Annotated in this window: 20 protein-coding genes; 9 read left to right on the top strand and 11 right to left on the bottom strand. The window is 71.2% G+C overall.

What is annotated here, in order from left to right; all coding sequences use genetic code 11:
* Positions 1-4: 4 nt before the first annotated feature.
* The gene (locus AC0VX6_RS01220; protein ID WP_019610797.1) at positions 5-985 is read right to left on the bottom strand and encodes an alpha-ketoacid dehydrogenase subunit beta; all 981 of its coding nucleotides are present in this window, start codon (positions 983-985) and stop codon (positions 5-7) included.
* 3 nt (positions 986-988) lie between these two features.
* Positions 989-2,104: a pyruvate dehydrogenase (acetyl-transferring) E1 component subunit alpha gene (gene pdhA, locus AC0VX6_RS01215; protein ID WP_274975839.1), complete on the bottom strand. Its 1,116-nt coding sequence runs from the start codon at positions 2,102-2,104 to the stop codon at positions 989-991.
* A gap of 460 nt (positions 2,105-2,564) precedes the next feature.
* On the opposite strand from pdhA, the gene AC0VX6_RS01210 reads away from it, so the two are divergent.
* Positions 2,565-3,599, top strand: coding sequence for a CPBP family intramembrane glutamic endopeptidase (locus AC0VX6_RS01210; RefSeq protein ID WP_274975838.1), 1,035 nt, complete (start codon positions 2,565-2,567; stop codon positions 3,597-3,599).
* Positions 3,600-3,713: 114 nt separating this feature from the next.
* Here AC0VX6_RS01210 and AC0VX6_RS01205 read toward each other — a convergent pair whose 3' ends face one another.
* Entirely contained in the window at positions 3,714-4,349 is a 636-nt protein-coding gene (locus AC0VX6_RS01205; RefSeq protein WP_248773069.1) for a sigma-70 family RNA polymerase sigma factor, read from the bottom strand.
* Between the two features lie 281 nt (positions 4,350-4,630).
* Here AC0VX6_RS01205 and purS point away from each other — a divergent pair, with 281 nt between their 5' ends.
* The 5 genes from purS to purL all read left to right on the top strand — a co-directional run bounded on the left by purS (position 4,631) and on the right by purL (position 9,594).
* The gene (purS, locus tag AC0VX6_RS01200; protein WP_013156400.1) at positions 4,631-4,876 is read left to right on the top strand and encodes a phosphoribosylformylglycinamidine synthase subunit PurS; all 246 of its coding nucleotides are present in this window, start codon (positions 4,631-4,633) and stop codon (positions 4,874-4,876) included.
* Between the two features lie 242 nt (positions 4,877-5,118).
* The gene (locus tag AC0VX6_RS01195) at positions 5,119-5,598 is read left to right on the top strand and encodes an ATP-binding protein (RefSeq protein WP_475467182.1); all 480 of its coding nucleotides are present in this window, start codon (positions 5,119-5,121) and stop codon (positions 5,596-5,598) included.
* 384 nt (positions 5,599-5,982) lie between these two features.
* Positions 5,983-6,678: a phosphoribosylformylglycinamidine synthase subunit PurQ gene (gene purQ / locus AC0VX6_RS01190; RefSeq protein ID WP_274975836.1), complete on the top strand. Its 696-nt coding sequence runs from the start codon at positions 5,983-5,985 to the stop codon at positions 6,676-6,678.
* A gap of 28 nt (positions 6,679-6,706) precedes the next feature.
* Positions 6,707-7,228, top strand: a complete 522-nt coding sequence (locus AC0VX6_RS01185; protein ID WP_475467181.1) for a hypothetical protein — start codon at positions 6,707-6,709, stop codon at positions 7,226-7,228.
* A gap of 71 nt (positions 7,229-7,299) precedes the next feature.
* Positions 7,300-9,594 (top strand): phosphoribosylformylglycinamidine synthase subunit PurL, encoded by a 2,295-nt coding sequence (purL, locus tag AC0VX6_RS01180; protein WP_475467180.1) that lies wholly within the window; start codon positions 7,300-7,302, stop codon positions 9,592-9,594.
* A gap of 52 nt (positions 9,595-9,646) precedes the next feature.
* Here the strand turns inward: purL and AC0VX6_RS01175 are convergent, their stop codons facing one another.
* On the bottom strand, positions 9,647-9,943 hold the full coding sequence (locus AC0VX6_RS01175; protein ID WP_274975833.1) for a helix-turn-helix domain-containing protein: 297 nt from the start codon (positions 9,941-9,943) through the stop codon (positions 9,647-9,649).
* 164 nt (positions 9,944-10,107) lie between these two features.
* Between AC0VX6_RS01175 and AC0VX6_RS01170 the strand changes: the two genes are divergently transcribed.
* Positions 10,108-10,347, top strand: coding sequence for a hypothetical protein (locus AC0VX6_RS01170; protein WP_274975832.1), 240 nt, complete (start codon positions 10,108-10,110; stop codon positions 10,345-10,347).
* 99 nt (positions 10,348-10,446) lie between these two features.
* On the opposite strand, the gene AC0VX6_RS01165 is transcribed toward AC0VX6_RS01170, so the two are convergent.
* The 4 genes from AC0VX6_RS01165 to AC0VX6_RS01150 form a co-directional block, all read right to left on the bottom strand.
* Entirely contained in the window at positions 10,447-10,773 is a 327-nt protein-coding gene (locus AC0VX6_RS01165) for a PIN domain-containing protein (RefSeq protein WP_274975831.1), read from the bottom strand.
* A 71-nt stretch (positions 10,774-10,844) separates the two neighbouring features.
* Positions 10,845-11,162: a hypothetical protein gene (locus AC0VX6_RS01160; RefSeq protein WP_274975830.1), complete on the bottom strand. Its 318-nt coding sequence runs from the start codon at positions 11,160-11,162 to the stop codon at positions 10,845-10,847.
* Between the two features lie 112 nt (positions 11,163-11,274).
* Positions 11,275-12,840 carry a GMC family oxidoreductase gene (locus AC0VX6_RS01155; protein WP_475467179.1) on the bottom strand — a complete coding sequence of 522 codons (1,566 nt, stop codon included), beginning with the start codon at positions 12,838-12,840 and terminating at the stop codon, positions 11,275-11,277.
* 29 nt (positions 12,841-12,869) lie between these two features.
* On the bottom strand, positions 12,870-14,396 hold the full coding sequence (locus AC0VX6_RS01150) for an aldehyde dehydrogenase family protein (RefSeq protein ID WP_475467178.1): 1,527 nt from the start codon (positions 14,394-14,396) through the stop codon (positions 12,870-12,872).
* A 329-nt stretch (positions 14,397-14,725) separates the two neighbouring features.
* On the opposite strand from AC0VX6_RS01150, the gene AC0VX6_RS01145 reads away from it, so the two are divergent.
* Positions 14,726-15,388 (top strand): class II aldolase/adducin family protein, encoded by a 663-nt coding sequence (locus AC0VX6_RS01145; RefSeq protein ID WP_475467177.1) that lies wholly within the window; start codon positions 14,726-14,728, stop codon positions 15,386-15,388.
* On the opposite strand, the gene AC0VX6_RS01140 is transcribed toward AC0VX6_RS01145, so the two are convergent.
* From AC0VX6_RS01140 to AC0VX6_RS01130, 3 genes are all read right to left on the bottom strand, one after another.
* Complete coding sequence (locus tag AC0VX6_RS01140) at positions 15,358-15,594, bottom strand: type II toxin-antitoxin system Phd/YefM family antitoxin (RefSeq protein WP_274975826.1); 237 nt, start codon at positions 15,592-15,594, stop codon at positions 15,358-15,360. The genes AC0VX6_RS01145 and AC0VX6_RS01140 overlap by 31 nt on opposite strands.
* An 81-nt stretch (positions 15,595-15,675) precedes the next feature.
* Complete coding sequence (locus AC0VX6_RS01135) at positions 15,676-16,227, bottom strand: hypothetical protein (protein ID WP_274975825.1); 552 nt, start codon at positions 16,225-16,227, stop codon at positions 15,676-15,678.
* Positions 16,228-16,243: 16 nt separating this feature from the next.
* Positions 16,244-16,522 carry a helix-turn-helix transcriptional regulator gene (locus tag AC0VX6_RS01130; protein ID WP_130396056.1) on the bottom strand — a complete coding sequence of 93 codons (279 nt, stop codon included), beginning with the start codon at positions 16,520-16,522 and terminating at the stop codon, positions 16,244-16,246.
* Positions 16,523-16,841: 319 nt separating this feature from the next.
* On the opposite strand from AC0VX6_RS01130, the gene AC0VX6_RS01125 reads away from it, so the two are divergent.
* Positions 16,842-17,249 (top strand): VOC family protein, encoded by a 408-nt coding sequence (locus AC0VX6_RS01125; protein ID WP_248773055.1) that lies wholly within the window; start codon positions 16,842-16,844, stop codon positions 17,247-17,249.
* Positions 17,250-17,257 lie beyond the last annotated feature (8 nt).

Genomic DNA, 17,257 nt, shown 5'->3' with positions numbered 1-17,257 from the left:
ATCCCTAGTACGCGAACGCCCGGTCGACCCCGTCCAGGACCCGGTCCAGGTCCGGCAGGTAGTGCTCCTCCAGCCGGGACTGCGGGTAGGGGGTGTCGAACGCGGCCACGCGGATGACCGGCGACTCCAGGTGGTAGAAGCACTCCTCGGTGACCCGGGCGGCGATCTCCGCGCCGGGGCCGCCGGAGAGGGGGGCCTCGTGGGCGACGACCAGGCGCCCCGTCCTCTTCACCGAGGCGAACAGGGTCGGGTAGTCCACGGGGGACAGCGAACGCAGGTCGACGACCTCGACGGAGTGGTCGGTGTCGGCCTCGGCGGCCTGGAGCGCCGTCTTGACCATGGGCCCGTACGCCAGGAGGGTCACGTCCGTGCCGGGACGGACCACGCGCGCGGCGCCCATCGGGGCGGCCTCGGCGATGGACGCCCCGGTGTCGACCTCGGCCTTCTCGTAGTAGCGCCGCTTGGGCTCCAGGAAGATCACCGGGTCGTCGGAGCGCACCGCCTGCTGGATCATCCAGTAGGCGTCCTCGGGGTTGGCCACCGACACCACGCGCAGCCCGGCGGTGTGGGTGAAGTAGGCCTCCGGGGACTCGCTGTGGTGCTCGACCGCGCCGATGCCGCCGCCGTAGGGGATGCGCATGACCACGGGCATGCTGAGCGTGCCCGCCGAGCGGCGCCGCATCTTGGCCAGCTGGGTGAAGGTCTGGTTCGCGGCCGGGAAGAAGAAGCCGTCGAACTGGATCTCCACCACGGGGCGGTAGCCGCGCATGGCCATGCCGATCGCGGTGCCGACGATGCCGGACTCGGCGAGGGGGGTGTCGATGACCCGGTCGGCGCCGAAGTCCTTGTGCAGGCCGTCGGTGACCCGGAAGACGCCGCCGAGCCTGCCGACGTCCTCGCCCATGACCAGGACCTTGGGGTCGTGCTCCATGGCGGCGCGCAGGCCGGCGTTGATGGCCTTGCCGATGGTGAGGTTGGTTCCCATGGCCTAGCGGCCCCCTTCCGCGCCCGCGCCCTCGAAGGAGGCCAGGTAGTCGGCGAATTCGGACCGCTGCTGGTCGATGTGGACGTTGGGCTCGGCGTAGACCTCGTGGAAGATGTCGAGGGGCTCGGGGTCGGGCAGGGAGCGGCACTCGGTGCGCACCTGCTCGCCCAGCCGGTCCGCCTCGGCGTCCACGGACGCGAAGAACTCCTCGTCGGCGTGGCCGCCCCGCTCCAGGTGGCGGCGGACCCGCAGGATCGGGTCCTTGGCCTTCCACTCGTCGAGCTCGGCCGACGCGCGGTAGCGGGTGGGGTCGTCGTTGGTGGTGTGGGCGCCCATCCGGTAGGTGAACGCCTCCACGAGCGTGGGGCCGTTGCCCTCGCGGGCGTTGGACAGCGCGGCGCGGGTCACGGCCAGGCAGGCCAGGACGTCGTTGCCGTCCACGCGCAGGCCGGGGAAGCCGAACCCGGCGGCGCGCCGGTAGATGGGCACGCGGGCCTGGCGCTCCAGCGGCTCGGAGATCGCCCACTGGTTGTTCTGGCAGAAGAAGACCACCGGGGCGTTGTTGACCGAGGCGAAGTTGAACGCCTCGTTGGTGTCGCCCTGGCTGGTGGCCCCGTCGCCGAAGTAGGAGATGACGGCGGTGCCGTCCTCGCCGACGGCGCCGTCGCGCTGGACGCCCATGGCGTAGCCGGTGGCGTGCAGGGCCTGGCTGCCGATGACGATCGTGTACAGGTGGAAGCCGTGCTCGTGGGGGTCCCAGCCCCCGTTGGTGACACCGCGGAACATGCCGAGCAGCTCGCGGGGCTCGATGCCCCGGCACCACGCGACGCCGTGCTCGCGGTAGGAGGGGAACGCCATGTCCTTCGCGCCCAGTGCGCGCGCGGAGCCGATCTGCGCGGCCTCCTGGCCCAGCAGCGAGGCCCACAGGCCCAGCTCGCCCTGGCGCTGGAGGGAGACCGCCTCGCTGTCGAACCTGCGCACCAGGACCAGGTCGCGGTACAGGGCGCGGATCTCCTCGGCGCTGATGTCCAGGGGGTAGTCGGGGTGCCCCGTCAACTCCCCTTCCGGTGTCAGGAGCTGGATCAGCTCCGGTTCCTCGTGCACGGTCGTGTCCGACACGTTGCTCCCTCGGGTTCTCGGGGCCGAATTCGCGTGGGTGAACGCTGATCGGCCGAATCACGGTCCTCGTCCCACCCGGGGTGGTGGGCGGGAGTTGGACAGCCCTCTCCATATCGTGACAGACCTCACCATGGAGAGCGCAAGCCCTCAGCGTCACCTTTTCAGCTGCGGGCCCCATGATCCCCGATCGACGACCAGGGCGATTACCAGGGCTTCCTAGCACTTACAAGGGTTTCCAACGACTTTTCGAGGACGTGGTCGCGACACGCCGGAGACCGGCCGCCCCGGCCCCGGAGGGGCCGCGCGCCCGGCTCTCCGGCACCGGCGGGGAGCCGTCGGTCCGCGGCCCCTCCGGGCACACCCGGATGACATCCGTCATGCGACGATCGCTGTGAAACGCGGAGGAACCGGATGATCGGCGGTACTACTGTGCGCCGTCCGCCGGAACTAGGTTCGGGACATGGACCGCGACGACGAACACCCCTCCCCCCAGCCGACCCTCACGGCTCCCACGGCCCCGGGTACGGGCCCCGAGTACCCGTCACCTGGGACCAAGCGGCGGCGCGGCCCCCGTGCGGTCCCGCCGGGTGTGCCCTACCACCGCGTCCTCGCCCATGAGAAGCGCCGCGTCTGGCGCGGCATCGCCGCCCTCGTCCTCTTCGGCGGCGGGATGCTGCTCTTCTCCTTCGCCTTCGGGCTCCTCGGCGCGTTCGTCGACCTGGCGCTCGGCCGCTCCAGCGTGATGCTGGGCGGGGACGAGTTCACCCCCGCCACCCAGGCCTCCGCACTGCTCGGGCTCGCCCTGCTGCTGCCGTGGAGCATGCTCATCCAGCGGTGGCTCTACGGTGTGAGGGGCGCCTCGCTGCACTCGGTGCGGTCGCTCTTCCGGGCCGACGTGTTCGGGCGGACCCTCCTGGTGATCCTGCCCGTCTGGACGGTCTACCTGGCCGTGTTCTCGGCCTTCACGCCCTATCCCGAGACCTCCTGGCTGTTCGCCGACCTCATCGCCATGTTCGCCGTCACCCTGCTGCTGGCGCCGTTGCAGTCGGCCGGTGAGGAGTACGGTTTCCGCGGGCTCGTCTTCCGTGTCGCCGCGAGCTGGGGCCGGAGCGCGCGCACCGGCCTCGTTCTCGGCGTGGTCGTGTCGAGTCTGCTGTTCATGGTGGCGCACCTGGCCTTCGACCCGTGGCTCAACCTGTACTACTTCACGATGGGCGTCACCCTCGCCCTCATCACGTGGCGCACGGGCGGTCTGGAGATCGCCGTGGTCATCCACGCGGTCAACAACACGCTCGCCTTCCTCATCACCACCATCACCCACACCGACGTCATGGAGGGGATGGACCGGTCGATGGGCGCCGGGTCGCCCGTCATGCTCGTGCCCTGCGTCCTCCTCGTCGCGGTCACGGCCGTGGTGTGGCTGCGCACGCGAAGGACGGGACCGGAGGCGACCCCCGTGGAGTCGGCCCCGACCCCGGCGGAACAGAACGCGTGATCGGTCAGGGGGAGGCGGGCCCTGTACACGGGCCCGGTTCGAGTAACGGGCGGGAGCGTCGGACCCGGGGCGCGCCCGTTCTCCGGGTTCGGGGGGCGGGCCCTTCGCGGCCGGTTACTCGGCGGCGGCGTGCGCCCTGGAGGCGGGGACCCTCATGCCGCGGTCGCGGGCGTAGTCGGCGAGCATCTCGCGGAGCTGGCGGCGGGCGCGGTGCAGCCGGGACATCACCGTCCCCAGGGGCGTCCCCATCCGCTCGGCCACCTCCTTGTAGGCGTAGCCCTCGATGTCGACGAGGTAGATGACCTCCTGGAACTCCTCGGGCAGACGGGCGAGCGCCTGCTTGATGTCGGAGTCGGGCAGGTGGTCCAGGACCTCGTTCTCGGCCGACCTCATGCCGGAGGACGTGTGCGCCTCGGCGGCGGCGAGCTGCCAGTCCTTGATCTCGTCGGTGGTCTCCTGGCGCGGTTCGCGCTGCTTCTTGCGGTAGCTGTTGATGAAGGTGTTGGTCAGGATCCGGTAAAGCCAGGCTCGCAGGTTCGTACCCGCGCGGAACTGGTGGAAATTCGCGAAGGCCTTGGCGAAGGTCTCCTGCACGAGGTCCTCCGCGTCGGCGGGGTTGCGGGTCATCCGCAGGGCCGTGGGGTAGAGCTGGTCGGCGAACGGTGTCACCGCGGTGGCGAAGTCCAGCGTCTGCTCCCCGTCGCGGGTCTCACCGGTCGTGGAGGCCTGGTCCATTTCGATAGTCGTCAAGATTCCCCCTCAGGACGACCGGACGGTCACTTCCACTCTGTAAGACGCCGCCGAAGGCCTCCAATGATGACATCAATCCGCGTGATACGAGTCACGGGATCCCCGAAACAGTCACCGGCACTGTCCAACGTGAGGTAAAGGCCCGGCGCGCCTCCTGGTCAGGATGCCTACCCGTTTGCGCGTGCCGTACGCTTGCGACGTTCCCCTCCCCGCCGGTCCGGGGAGGCGGCCCGCCCGCCGCAGGCACGTGCGGCACACCCCTTTTCCTTGTGGAGGACCCTGTGGCCCGCGTCGTTGTTGACGTCATGCTCAAGCCCGAGATCCTGGACCCCCAGGGCCAGGCCATCGCCGGGGCCTGCTCCCGGCTGGGCTTCGAGGGGATCGAGCAGGTCCGCCAGGGCAAGCGCTTCGAGGTCGAGGTGGAGGGCGCGGTGGACGAGGCCAAGCTCGCCGACGTCCGCCGCCTGGCCGAGACCCTCCTCGCCAACACCGTCATCGAGGAGTACAGCGTGCGCGTGGAGGACTGACCTCCGAGCGTGTGATCCGGAGCACTCCTCGCGCCGCGCCCCTCCCGGAATCCGCCGCCGCCGGAAACCCGCGGAGAAATCCGCGGGAATCCGCCCGCACGGTGTCCGACGTGCCCGAAGCGCCGGAGAGAACGGCCGTGTCCCCGCCGGGGACACGGCCGTTCGTTTTACTCCGTCCGCCCTCGGGGAAGGTTCTTAACATGCCGGGATGAACACGACAACGGAGCACGAGAGGTGTACGAATGGACGCCGATTTCTCGATCTCCCTCCCCAGGCAGGCGTACACGGTCGCCGTCGCACGCGATGTCCTGGGCACCCTCCTCGTTCGCGCGGGAGTGTGCCGGGACTGCGTCGACGACATCCTCCTGGCCGTCTCCGAGGCCTGTGCCAACGCGATCGACCACGGCGGACCGGCCCGTGACTACAGGGTCGAGGCGGAGATGGGCGGGCGATGGTGTGAACTGCGGATATCCCATACCGGGAGAGCGCCCGATCCCGTGGCGCTCGCGGAGCGGTTCACCACCGACCACACGCCCCTCCCCGGTCTGGAAGCGGAATCAGGCAGGGGCATTCTGTTGATGCGCTACCTCATGGACGAGGTCGCCTTCGAGGGGGAACCAAGGACGACGGTCCTGCTGCGCAAGCGGCTCACGGCTTGTGACGGACCGCCGGCGGACAGCGCCGCCGAGCAGGTGCCGGCCCAGCGCTACGCCCTGATGTGAGCAGGCCGAGCCGCGTGTCCCCCGGCCCCGGGACGCGGCGGCCCGCGGCCGGGACCGGGACCGCGCCGACGGCGCGCGCGTCCACCGCCCCGCCGCGAGCGGGGGCCACCCAGTGACGCATCACACAAGGCGCTGCCCGCAGCGCCGGTTCCGCCTGTGGAATGCCACACCGGAACGCGGCGGGTGACCGCGGGAGTTCAGAGCATTCTCCAAGGGAAAGGGCCCCGAAGGGCTCCGCCGTCGTACCCGACCACAGGTGAGCGGGTACGCTGCGGAGTGCGGACGCACCGTCCCCAGGGACGGGGCCAGGCAGCGGCGTCTCCCTCGCCGCACTCTCCCCGTGCACGCGGGGACGGACTCGACCCGATCTCTCGGAGTGTGCTCATGACAGCCCGTGTGGGCGTCGTCACCTTCCCCGGCTCCCTCGACGACAAGGACGCCGCGCGCGCCGTCGCGCTGGCGGGCGCCGAACCCGTCCCGCTCTGGCACGCGGACGCCGACCTCAGGGGCGTCGACGCCGTGGTCCTGCCCGGCGGCTTCTCCTACGGCGACTACCTGCGCTGCGGGGCCATCGCCCGGTTCGCCCCCCTGATGTCGGAGCTGGTCCCGGCCGCCCGTTCGGGCGCGCTGCCGGTCCTGGGCATCTGCAACGGCTTCCAGATCCTGTGCGAGAGCCACCTGCTGCCCGGAGCCCTGACCCGCAACTCCTCCCTGCGGTTCGTCAACCGCGACCAGGTGCTGCGCGTGGAGAACACCGGCACCGCGTGGACCGGCGCCTACACCGAGGGCCAGGAGGTCCTGGTGGTACTCAAGAGCGGTGAGGGCAGCTACGTCGCCGACGAGCACACCCTGGACGAGCTGGAGGCCACCGGCCGCGTCGTGGTCCGCTACGTCGGCGGCAACCCCAACGGCTCCCGCCGCGACATCGCCGGGATCACCAACGAGCACGGGAACGTCGTCGGCCTCATGCCGCACCCCGAGCACGCCGTCGAACCGCTCACCGGCCCCTCCGACGAGGGCCTGGGCTTCTTCTCCTCGATCCTCGCCCACCTGGCCGCCGGTTCGCCGGTGAACGCCTGAGCCGCATCCCGAACTGGAGGGTTGGCCGATGATGGGGCTGCTGCGCTCCAGAAGGACGATGTTCGTCCTCGTGGGGCTGGTCGTGGCCGGACTGGTGGTGTCCGCGGGCATCGGCCTGTTCAACGCCATCGGCTCGGCGCCCGTCGCCTCGCCGCCCCCTCCCCAGGGCCAGCAGGACGGGGGCCGGGGCGGCGCCCCGTCCCAGAACACGCCGCCGGACGTGGACGTGCTCGGCCAGGCGCCCTCCGGTCTGAGGTACGTCTCCGACCCGGAGGCCGACGTCTACTGCGAGGGCACCGAGTGCGTCCGGCTGGTCATGGTCATGACCGAGGACGGTGAGCTGACCGAGGACTCGCGCGAGACCGTCGACACGGTGGTCTCCCACCTCCTCGGCCGGGGCTGGGAGGAGCAGGAGCCCCAAGGAGCGCCCGCGGAGCAGGTCTTCCTCAGCGACGGCGAACACATGCTGGCCGACACCTCCGCCCACGACGAGTCCGAGTCCCCGGCGACGCTGATGCTCGGCGACGCGAGCGGGCCCCAAACGCCCTGACCCGACCTTCCGCGCCGTTGGTCGGACGCCACGGCCCGGCTTCCACCCGCACACCCCGAACGGAACCACGCATGTCTGAAGCACCTGGTCTCGACACCGTCGCCGTGGCGCACGACAACCCCGACACACCCCAGCCGTACGCCGAACTGGGCATGGCCAAGGACGAGTACGAGCGGGTACGCGAGATCCTGGGCCGCCGTCCCACCTCCGCCGAGCTGGCCATCTACTCGGTCATGTGGAGCGAGCACTGCTCCTACAAGTCGTCCAAGGTGCACCTGCGCCAGTTCGGGGAGAAGGCGCCCGAGAACGACGCCCTGCTCGTCGGTATGGGCGAGAACGCGGGCGTGGTGGACGTCGGCGACGGCCGCGCGGTCACGTTCAAGATCGAGTCGCACAACCACCCCTCCTACGTGGAGCCGCACCAGGGCGCGGCCACCGGCGTGGGCGGCATCGTGCGCGACATCCTCACCATGGGCGCCCGCCCCGTCGCGGTGATGGACGCGCTGCGGTTCGGCCCGGCCGACGCCGACGACACCAAGCGGGTACTGCCCGGCGTGGTGTCGGGCATCTCCTTCTACGGCAACTGCCTGGGGCTGCCCAACATCGGCGGTGAGATCGGCTTCGGCGCCGGGTACATCGGCAACCCGCTGGTCAACGCGCTGTGCATCGGCGTGATGCGGCACGAGGACATCAAGCTGGCGCAGGCGCCCGGCCCGGGCAACAAGGTGGTGCTGTTCGGCTCCACCACCGGACCCGACGGGATCGGCGGCGCCTCGGTGCTGGCCAGCGCCACCTTCGACGACGAGTCGCACGCCAAGCGGCCCAGCGTGCAGGTCGGCGACCCGTTCATGGAGAAGCTGCTCATCGAGTGCAGCCTGGAGCTGTTCGAGAAGGACCTGGTCGTCGGCATCCAGGACCTGGGGGCGGCGGGCGTGTCCTGCGCCACCACCGAGCTCGCGGCGGGCGGCACCGGCGGTATGCGCGTCCAGCTGGACCGGGTTCCGCTGCGCGACCACCGGCTCACTCCCGAGGAGATCCTCATGAGCGAGTCGCAGGAGCGCATGATGGCGATCGTGGAGCCCGCGAAGCTGGACGAGTTCCTGGCCATCTGCGACAAGTGGCAGATCCTGGCCACCGAGATCGGCGAGGTCACCGACGTGACCCCCGAGGAGGCCGAGCGCGGCGGCCGCCTGGTGATGACCTGGCACGGCGAGACCGTGGTGGACATGCCGCCGCGGACCGCCTCCGACGAGGGCCCCGTCTACCAGCGCCCGTACGCTCGCCCGGCCTCGCAGGACGCGCTCCAGGCCGACGACGCCGGGAAGCTGACCCGGCCCTCCGGCGACGCCGAGCTGCGCGAGCAGGTGCTGCGCGTGCTGGGCGCCCCGGGCGTGGGCGACCCGACGTGGGTCACCCAGCAGTACGACAGCTACGTGCGCGGCGACACGGTGGTCTCCACCCCGCACGACGCCGGGATGATCCGCGTCTCCGACGACTCCCACCGCGGCGTGGCCCTGTCCACGGACGGCAACGGCCGCTTCACCCGGCTGGACCCGTACGCGGGCACGCAGCTCGCCTACGCCGAGGCCTACCGCAACGTCGCCGCGACGGGCGCGCGCCCGCTGGCGGTGACCAACTGCCTCAACTTCGGCTCGCCCGAGGACCCCGGGGTGATGTGGCAGTTCGCCGAGTCCGCCCGCGGTCTGGCCGACGCCTGCCAGCAGCTGGGCACCCCGGTGACCGGCGGAAACGTGAGCTTCTACAACCAGACCGGTGACGTGGCGATCAACCCGACCCCGGTGATCGGCGTGCTCGGCGTGATCGACGACGTGCGCACCCGGCTGCGGACGGCGTTCGGGACCGACGGCGCCCGGGTGTTCCTGCTGGGCGAGACCCGGCCGGAGTTCGGCGGCTCGGCCTGGGCCGACACGGTCCACGCCCACCTGGGCGGGCTGCCGCCGCGGGTGGACCTGGCCGCCGAGGCCGCCCTGGGCGAGGTGCTGGCCGCCTCCGCCGAGCGGGGCCTGGCCGAGGCCGCGCACGACCTGTCCGACGGCGGCCTGGCGGTCGCGCTTGCCGAGTCGGCGATGCGCGGCGGCCGGGGCGTGCGGGTGACCGTGGACGGGGACGTGTTCACCGCCCTGTTCAGCGAGTCCGGCGCCCGCGCGGTCGTCGCGGTGCGGCCCGGCGAGGAGGAGGCGTTCGTGGCCCTGGCCAACGAGCACGGCGTGCCGGTGGAGCAGATCGGCGTCGTGGGCGGCGAGGCCCTGTCGGTCACCCACCCCGGCGGCGCCGTGGAGATCGCGCTGACCGACCTGCGCGCCTCCTACGAGGCGGCCCTGCCCGCCCTGATGGACGGCGTGTGACACTGACCGTTCGCGGCGGGGGCGTCCTCCAGGGCGCCCCCGCCGCGTCGTCTCAGCCGACCCTCATCTGCTCGTCACCGAAGCCGGCGACGATCACCAGGGTCCCGCCCAGCGCGGAGACGTAGCGGTCCGGGGCGTCCCTCGTGGAGAGGTCGCCGGACTCGATCTGCGAGACCCTCGCCACCGACACCCCCATCCGCTGCGCCACCTGTGTCTGGGTCAGTCCACGGTGCCGACGCATCTCCACCAGCCGCCAGGCTCGTGCCTGGTCACGTAGGCGTGCGACTCCGGCGTCGAACTCCTCGGGGCCGCCTGCGGTGATCCGCTGATCACGGGTTCGACTGTCCATACCCGTCAGCGTAGAGGGGTCTACCGGTGCCCGGAGGAGGTTTTCCGCGTGGTTGCCACTGGCTGGGTAGGGGACCAGGAAGGAACAGGTGGACCGGGTCCCCCGCGGCACGCGCGGGGCGCCCGGAGGTCGGGAGCGTACAGCGACGGAAGGGAGCGGAAATCATGCGACGCGGCAGGTTGAAGGGCCCCCTGGGCAGCCACGAGCGTCCGGCGAGCGCCCTGGGTTTCCGTGCGGTGCTGGCCGTGTTCGGCGCCCTGGTACTGCTGGTCGGCGCGATCGCCGCGTACGTGTGGACCGACCAGGTCTGGCTGGTCGTCCTGCTCGGCGCGGGCTTCGTCGCCGCCTGCGTGAACGTGTACTGGGTGTCCAGGCGCCGCAGGCACGAGCACCCCTCTTCCTGACGGCCAGGCCGCGGGGGTCAGGCGGTACCGGTTCCCGCGAACACCGCCGGGAGCGGGGACGCGGCCCCCGCCCCCGGTGCACAGCGGCTCACCGGCTGCTCAGACGGTAACCAGGGGGATCCGTGCCTTCACGGCCTCGGCGATCTTGCCGATGTCCACCGGGTCGGAGGTGAGGACCGTCGCCCCCGTCTCCATGGCGACCAGGACCACCATGGCGTCCACGATGTCGCTCGTGCCGGAGATACCCAGGAGCTTGCCGATCCGGCGGGCCATCGCATCATCGACCCCGACCATCTCGCAGCCCTTCACCACGTGGGCGAGCCCGGCCTGGCGCGCGCCGCCCCGCCAGATCTGGGCCAGCACCGTCGCGGGTACCAGGGGCTGGCGCCCGGCCCGATTCTCCTCACGGCACAGTGACCACACCATTCCCCTGGGGTTCGCCTCTGCCTCACGCAGAGCACCCGCGTCGAGGACGAGTCCCCGTGGACGCAACACCCTCATTCGTCACCCACTTCGCCGTAACGGTCAAGGTAGGCGAGTGCCGCCTGGTTGGCACGGTCGTCGTCCGCCGGGACCGGACGGCCGATGCCCGTCGCCTCGATCACCGACCGCGCCTGTGCCTCCGCCTCGGCTGTGGGCTCACCGAACACGGCGAAGTGCTCTTCGAGGGCGATCCGGGCCTCCTCCAGGTCCGCCGTCCGTCTCGCGGCTCTGTCCAGCCATCTGGACAGCGGAACGCCGTCCCGGTCGGCCGCGCGCCGGGCGCGGGCGACGGTCTCGGAGTCAAGGGACACGGAGAGCTTCTCAGCGGACATGTCCCCATGATAGGCGGCGAGTAGCACCGCCGGTGCTACTTTTTCGGCATCCTTCGGGATCCCGAGGAAGCGGCCGGGGCAGGAGTCCCCCGTCCCGGCCGTCCCGGTCGGCTCAGTCCTCCCCGGCCAGGGCGTCCTGGCGGATGAGGTCGGCGGCGCGCTCGCCCAGGGCCAGGACCATGACCATGGGGTTGGGCGTCGGCAGCGTGGGGAACACCGACGCGTCGGCCACCCGCAGGCCGCGCAGCCCGCGCACGCGCAGGCGCGGGTCGACCACGGCGCCGTCGTCGTCGGCGGCGCCCATCCGGCAGGTGCCCGCCGGGTGGTAGACGGTGTGGGCGGCGCGGCGGCCGTACTCGGACAGCTCCTCGTCGCTCCGGACGCCGGGACCGGGGGCGACCTCCCGGGTGATCCAGGACCGGAACGGCTCGGTGGCGGCGACCTCGCGGGCGATCCTGAGGCCGTCCACGATCGTCCTCTCGTCGTAGCCCTCGGGGTCGGTGAAGTACCGGAAGTCCAACGCGGGCTTCTCACGGGGGTCGGCGGTGGTGAGGCGGAGTTTGCCGCGCGAGCGCGCGCGGGGGATGTTCGGCGTCATGCAGACCGCGTATCCGTCTGGCGGGGACTCGTAGCCCAGCCGCTTCGTGTTGTCGTCGAAGGGGACCTGGTAGATGTGGAACATCAGGTCCGGGCGCGGATCGGAGTCGTCGCGCCGCACGAACAGGCCCGCGTCGGAGTGCATCACCGTGTTCGTCGGGACCGGCCTGCTGGTCTCCCACATGATGATCGACTCGGGGTGGTCGAGCAGGTTCTCGCCGACGCCGGGCAGGTCGTGGCGGGGTTCGACGCCCACCTCGCGCAGTTCCTCGGCGTTGCCGACCCCCGAGAGCATGAGCAGCCGGGGCGAGTCGACCGCTCCCGCGCACAGGATCACCTCGCGGCGGGCGCTGACGGTGGTGCGCGTGCCGTCCGCGGCCGTGGCGCTGACCCCCGTGGCGCGGTCGCCGTCGAACAGCAGCCGGTCCACCCAGGTCTCCAGCATGACGGTGAGGTTGTCGCGCACGTCCATGATCGGGTGGAGGTAGGCCACGGAGGCCGAGGAGCGGTGGCCGGTGTAGGGGTCGTAGGCGATGGACAGGAAACCCGCCCCGCACTCGAACCCGCCTCCGTGCGAGGTCAGGGCGTTGAAGTCCTCCACCACCGGGACGCCGGCCGCCTCGGCCGCCGAGGCCACCCAGTCCTTGACCATGGTGTTGCGGTCCTTCTCGGCGACCGGGACGATGTTGCACTTGATCCGGTCCGCGTAGGACTGCACGGTGGCGTTGTCCCAGCCCTCGGCGCCCGCCGCGACCCAGTCGTCGAGGTCCTCGGCGAACGGCCGGAAGCTGATGAGCGTGTTGTGCGAGGAGCACCCGCCGAGCACGCGGGCCCGCGAGTGCAGGATGTGGGAGTTGCCGCGCGGCTGCTCGACGGTGGTGTAGCCGTAGTCGAGTTCCCCGTCCAGGACGCTCAGCCAGTCACGCAGGCGCAGGACGTGCTCCAGGCCGCGGTCGTCGGGACCGCCCTCGACCAGGCACACGGTGGTGCCGGGGTCCTCGGTGAGCCGGTTGGCGATCACCGATCCCGCGGTGCCGCCTCCCACGATCACGTAGTCATAGGTGCTCTCGGTCGGGTCCACGGTCCGGTTCCTCTCGTCGCTCGTCACCGTCAGCCGAACCAGCGCTGCGGTTCGGGGGACAGGTTGCGGTAGACGTGCTTGGCCTCGCGGTACTCGTCCAGGCCCGCGAGCCCGAGTTCGCGGCCGATCCCGCTGCGGCCGTAGCCGCCCCACTCGGCGCCGGGGAAGTAGGGGCCGTAGTCGTTGATCCAGACGGTGCCGTGGCGCAGGGCCGCGGCGACGCGCTCCCCGCGGGCGGTGTCGTCGGTCCACACGCCGCCGGAGAGGCCGTAGTCGGTGTCGTTGCCCAGCTCGACGGCCTGCTGCTCGGTCTCGAAGCGCTCCACGGTCACGACCGGGCCGAACACCTCGGTCTGGACGATGTCCATGGCGCGGTCGCAGTCCACGAACACGGTGGGCCGGTAGAAGTAGCCCTGCGCGAGGTCCGGGTCGTCGGGCCGCCTGCCCCCGGCGATGATCCGGGCGCCCTCCTCGACTCCGCGCGCGACCGCGGCCTCCACCTTGGCACGGTGCTCGGCCGACACCAGCGGGCCGCAGCGCACGCCCTCGTCCTGGCCGCGGCCGATGCGGATGGCCTCGGCGCGGCGGGCGAGTTCGGTGGTGAAGGCGTCGTGGACGTCGTTGTGCACGATGAGGCGGGCCCCGGCCGAGCAGACCTGCCCGGAGTGGAAGAACGCGGCGCTGAGCGCGTAGTCCACGGCGGTGTCCAGGTCCACGTCCGGGAAGATGATGTTGGGGTTCTTCCCGCCGAGTTCCAGGGCGATCTTCTTGACCGTCTCGGAGGCCGCCGCCATGATCCGCCTGCCGGTGGCCAGACCGCCGGTGAAGGAGACCAGGTCCACGTCGGGGTGCTCGGACAGCGGGGCGCCCGCGTCGGGCCCGCTGCCCATGACCAGGTTGACCACGCCCGCCGGGACCCCCGCCTCGGTGGTGAGCTCGACCAGCTTGGCGGTGGTGACCGGCGTGATCTCGCTGGGCTTGACCACCATGGTGTTGCCCGCGGCCAGGGCCGGGGCCATCTTCCAGGCGAGCTGGAGCAGCGGGTAGTTCCAGGGCGTGATCATGCCGCAGACGCCGACGGGCTCGTAGACCACCTTGCTGTGCACGCCCTCGGGCGCGGAGACCAGGCGGCCCGCGTCCTTGTCGGCGAGACCGGCGTAGTAGCGGAAGACGCCGGTGACGTCGTCGACGTCGATCCCGCCCTCCTCGATGGTCTTGCCGGTGTCGAGGGACTCCATGACCGCGATCTCCTCGCGGTCGCGCTGGAGCAGGTCCGCGATGCGGTCGAGGACGCGTCCGCGCTCCCCTGCGGGGGTGCGGGGCCACTCCCCGCCGTCGAAGGCGCGGCGTGCCGCGGCGATGGCCTCCTCGGAGTCGGCCCTTCCGCCCTCGCTGACGATGGTCAGGACGGAGGCGTCGGCGGGGTTCAGGATCTCCCGCACCCGGCCGTTCCCGGCCGCCCGCCACCGGCCGTCGATGTAGAGGCTGGTGGCCGTCGCCGACCCCGGTTCCGCCAGGTACGGTACGGACGGAAGGGTTACGTAGAGCTCGTTCACGGGTCCGGTTTGCCCCGGATCGTTAGTCACAAACAGCCTCGTCTCATCTGACTCTTCCACCACGTCCGCCCCGGAGACCGGACTGATCCGCGCGGACGATCCGACCCGGCGGGGACGCCCGTGGTCCGGCCCGCGCCACACCCGGGCCAACAACTACTCGGGGCGGCGGTCGGGGGAGCGGCGGAACACCCGCGCCTGGGGAAGACGGGGACGAGAGTTTGACGTACATTGAGGTGTGCCCTTAGTTGAGGCATACCTAAGCGGGTTCGTCCGGACTCCCGAGCCCCCGCGGCACGGACCGCGCCCACCGCGCACCCCTTGAGGAAGGCATGCTGCTCGAACAGGAACGCCGTGACGTCTGCCTGACCGCCCGTGCCCTGGCCGCGGACCCGGGCACCGCGCCCGGCGAGTCGGGGACCGTCAGCGTCCGCAGCGGCGATCTGGTGGTCGTCACGCCCCACGGCGTCCGCCTCGACCAGATCCAGCCCGCCGACTGCCCGGTGATGTCGCTCGACGACCGTGTGCTGGAGGGAAGGCGCGACCCCGCCGCCGAGGCCACCCTGCACATGGCCGTGCACCGCCTGTCCGCCGAGCACGACCGCGACGTCACCGCCGTGGTCAACGCGTTCACGACCGACACCGTCGCGGTGTCCTCGGTCCTGGTCGAACTGCCCGCCATCCACCACCGCGCCGCCGGTCTGGGCGGGGCGGTCGCTGTCACCCCGTACGCCACCTACGGCACCGGAGAGATCGCCGACCACGCCGTCAAGGCGCTCAAGGGCCGCGACGCCGCGCTGCTCGCCGACCACGGCGGCCTCGCCCTGGGCCGCGACCTGGGGCACGCGCTGGAGAACCTGCGGCTGCTCGACTGGCTCAGCGGCGCTTACCTGAGGGCCCGCCAGTTCGGCGAGCCCCGTGTGCTGTCCGAGGACGAGCTGGCCCGGGTCCGCGAACGGGACACCTACGGCTGGGCGGGCCCGGACATCCTCTGAGACCCCGGCCGTCGGACCTCCCCGCCGTCGGGCGGTTTCACGCTCTCAGGACGCGTCATCGGATCGTCGTCCGTCCGGTGACGAACGGGCCCGATCTCCGCTACGGGAAGCCCTCGTCGGGTGACGGTGAACCGTTCACCGCTCTCAACGGCATTGAGGAGCTCCCAGAACCTGTTCACGGCCTCGGTCTCGGTGATCGTACGCATGCCTGCCACAGACCCTGGTTACCAGGCTCCGCCCCCGAGCACATGGGAAACGAAGTAAGTCCGTGGGCGTCCCCTGAGCCGTCACGCGTCCTCGTCGTCCTCGTCGTCGAGCACCTCGTCGGGGCGGATCCAGGCCAGGTAGCAGGCAGGGAAGGCCGCGTGGCACATGGTCGTGAGAACCACCAGCGGCACGAGGACGGCCATGAGGAGCCGCGCGCTCAACTCCAGGTTGCTGACCCAACTGCCGAAGATGGCGCCCACCACGAGCAGGACACAGAGGAGGACCATGGTCACGTTGTGTCCCACACGGGCGGCGTGGTCCATCTCGGCGCGCTGGAACTCGTCCAGCCCCTCGTAACCGCCCACCCAGCGCACGGCGACGTTGACGTGCGTGGCGAGCAGGGCCGAACCCCCCAGCAGCAGGCCGTAGAGCGTCAACGACACATAGGAGTCGGACGCCTCAGCCATGAGGCCGACGGCGTAGGACGCCGCGGCCAGCACGGTGACGAGCGCGAACGCGACCACCGTCAGGCGGCGGCGGGACCGCGCGGCCCAGAAACGGCGACGGCGCGGGTTCTCGATGTAGGCACGCAGCCGCTCCTGCTGGCGCGAACCGGGCTTGCTGACGAACACGGGGGTCTCCTTCGGGTCACTGACCGATACGGGGGAAGGGCTCGGTGGAGAAGACGACCTCCACCGGAACCTCGAAGTAGCGTGCGACGCGCAGCGCGAGGTGGAGGCTGGGGCTGTACTCGCCCCGCTCCAGGTAGCCGACCGTCTGGTAGTGCACGCCCAGCGCCTCGGCCAGTTGGCGGCGGGAGACGCCGCGCTCCGCCCGCAACATCGCGATCCGGTTGTAGACGGCCTCGCCGCCTCCGGCCGCGGCCCTGGGGCGGCGGCCGGTCGCCCCGCCGCTCTCAGCGGACACTCCGCACCGCCCTCTCCCGGGCCGTCTCGGCGCCCGACCGGGCATCCGCACTCATCACACCAATCCTCCGTTCCGTCATCCTCCTACTGCTATTGATAGTACATGTACTACATAATGAACGACAGGGGATACAGGACGGGGTCGAAGGCGGACCACGGAACGCGATGGAACGCACCCGAGCGGGAAGCCGAGCCGCGACGCGGAGAACGCGTTTCGAACACGGTGCCGGGGAAGAGGAAAAACGGGTGTGGACAACCCCCACGCGGCTCCCGGAACGGGACAATGGTGTTGACAACGACGCCGAACGGCAGGAGACCACATGCGCTGCAGCTACATCAGGCTCCTCGTCAACGACTACGAGGCCTGCTTCCGCTTCTACTCCGAGGTGCTCAAGCTCCCCGTGCTGCGCGGGGACGAGGGCAGCCGCTACGCGGAGTTCGACGTCGAGTCGGGGACCCGGCTGGCGATCAACCAGCGCGAGGTGATGGCGGAGGCCCTGGAGACCGACACCGCCGACCCGGCGCTGCCGAACCAGGACCGGTTCGCGGTGATCTTCGAGGTGGACGACGTCGACGCCACGGCCGCCAGACTGGTCTCGGACGGCGCCCGGCAGGTGATGGAGCCGCGTGACTGGACCGCCTGGGGCATCCGCGCGGCGCACTTCCGCGACCCCGACGGCTACCTGCTGGAGATCAACAGCCCGCTGATCCCCGTGGCGGAGGTCTGATCCCGCAT

The organism is Nocardiopsis sp. iso_25 (assembly GCF_056173305.1).
This window is presented reverse-complemented; position numbering and strand designations above follow the sequence as displayed.

Excerpts from the sequence above, each read along its gene's own strand:
- AC0VX6_RS01185 (WP_475467181.1), top strand. The coding sequence starts at position 6,707 with ATGATGGGGCTGCTGCGCTCCAGAAGGACGATGTTCGTCCTCGTGGGG.
- purL (WP_475467180.1), top strand. The coding sequence starts at position 7,300 with ATGTCTGAAGCACCTGGTCTCGACACCGTCGCCGTGGCGCACGACAAC.
- purQ (WP_274975836.1), top strand. The coding sequence starts at position 5,983 with ATGACAGCCCGTGTGGGCGTCGTCACCTTCCCCGGCTCCCTCGACGAC.
- AC0VX6_RS01145 (WP_475467177.1), top strand. The coding sequence starts at position 14,726 with ATGCTGCTCGAACAGGAACGCCGTGACGTCTGCCTGACCGCCCGTGCC.
- AC0VX6_RS01125 (WP_248773055.1), top strand. The coding sequence starts at position 16,842 with ATGCGCTGCAGCTACATCAGGCTCCTCGTCAACGACTACGAGGCCTGC.
- AC0VX6_RS01160 (WP_274975830.1), bottom strand. The coding sequence starts at position 11,162 with ATGTCCGCTGAGAAGCTCTCCGTGTCCCTTGACTCCGAGACCGTCGCC.
- AC0VX6_RS01195 (WP_475467182.1), top strand. The coding sequence starts at position 5,119 with ATGGACGCCGATTTCTCGATCTCCCTCCCCAGGCAGGCGTACACGGTC.
- AC0VX6_RS01140 (WP_274975826.1), bottom strand. The coding sequence starts at position 15,594 with ATGCGTACGATCACCGAGACCGAGGCCGTGAACAGGTTCTGGGAGCTC.
- AC0VX6_RS01175 (WP_274975833.1), bottom strand. The coding sequence starts at position 9,943 with ATGGACAGTCGAACCCGTGATCAGCGGATCACCGCAGGCGGCCCCGAG.
- AC0VX6_RS01220 (WP_019610797.1), bottom strand. The coding sequence starts at position 985 with ATGGGAACCAACCTCACCATCGGCAAGGCCATCAACGCCGGCCTGCGC.
- AC0VX6_RS01165 (WP_274975831.1), bottom strand. The coding sequence starts at position 10,773 with ATGGTGTGGTCACTGTGCCGTGAGGAGAATCGGGCCGGGCGCCAGCCC.
- AC0VX6_RS01170 (WP_274975832.1), top strand. The coding sequence starts at position 10,108 with ATGCGACGCGGCAGGTTGAAGGGCCCCCTGGGCAGCCACGAGCGTCCG.
- AC0VX6_RS01210 (WP_274975838.1), top strand. The coding sequence starts at position 2,565 with ATGGACCGCGACGACGAACACCCCTCCCCCCAGCCGACCCTCACGGCT.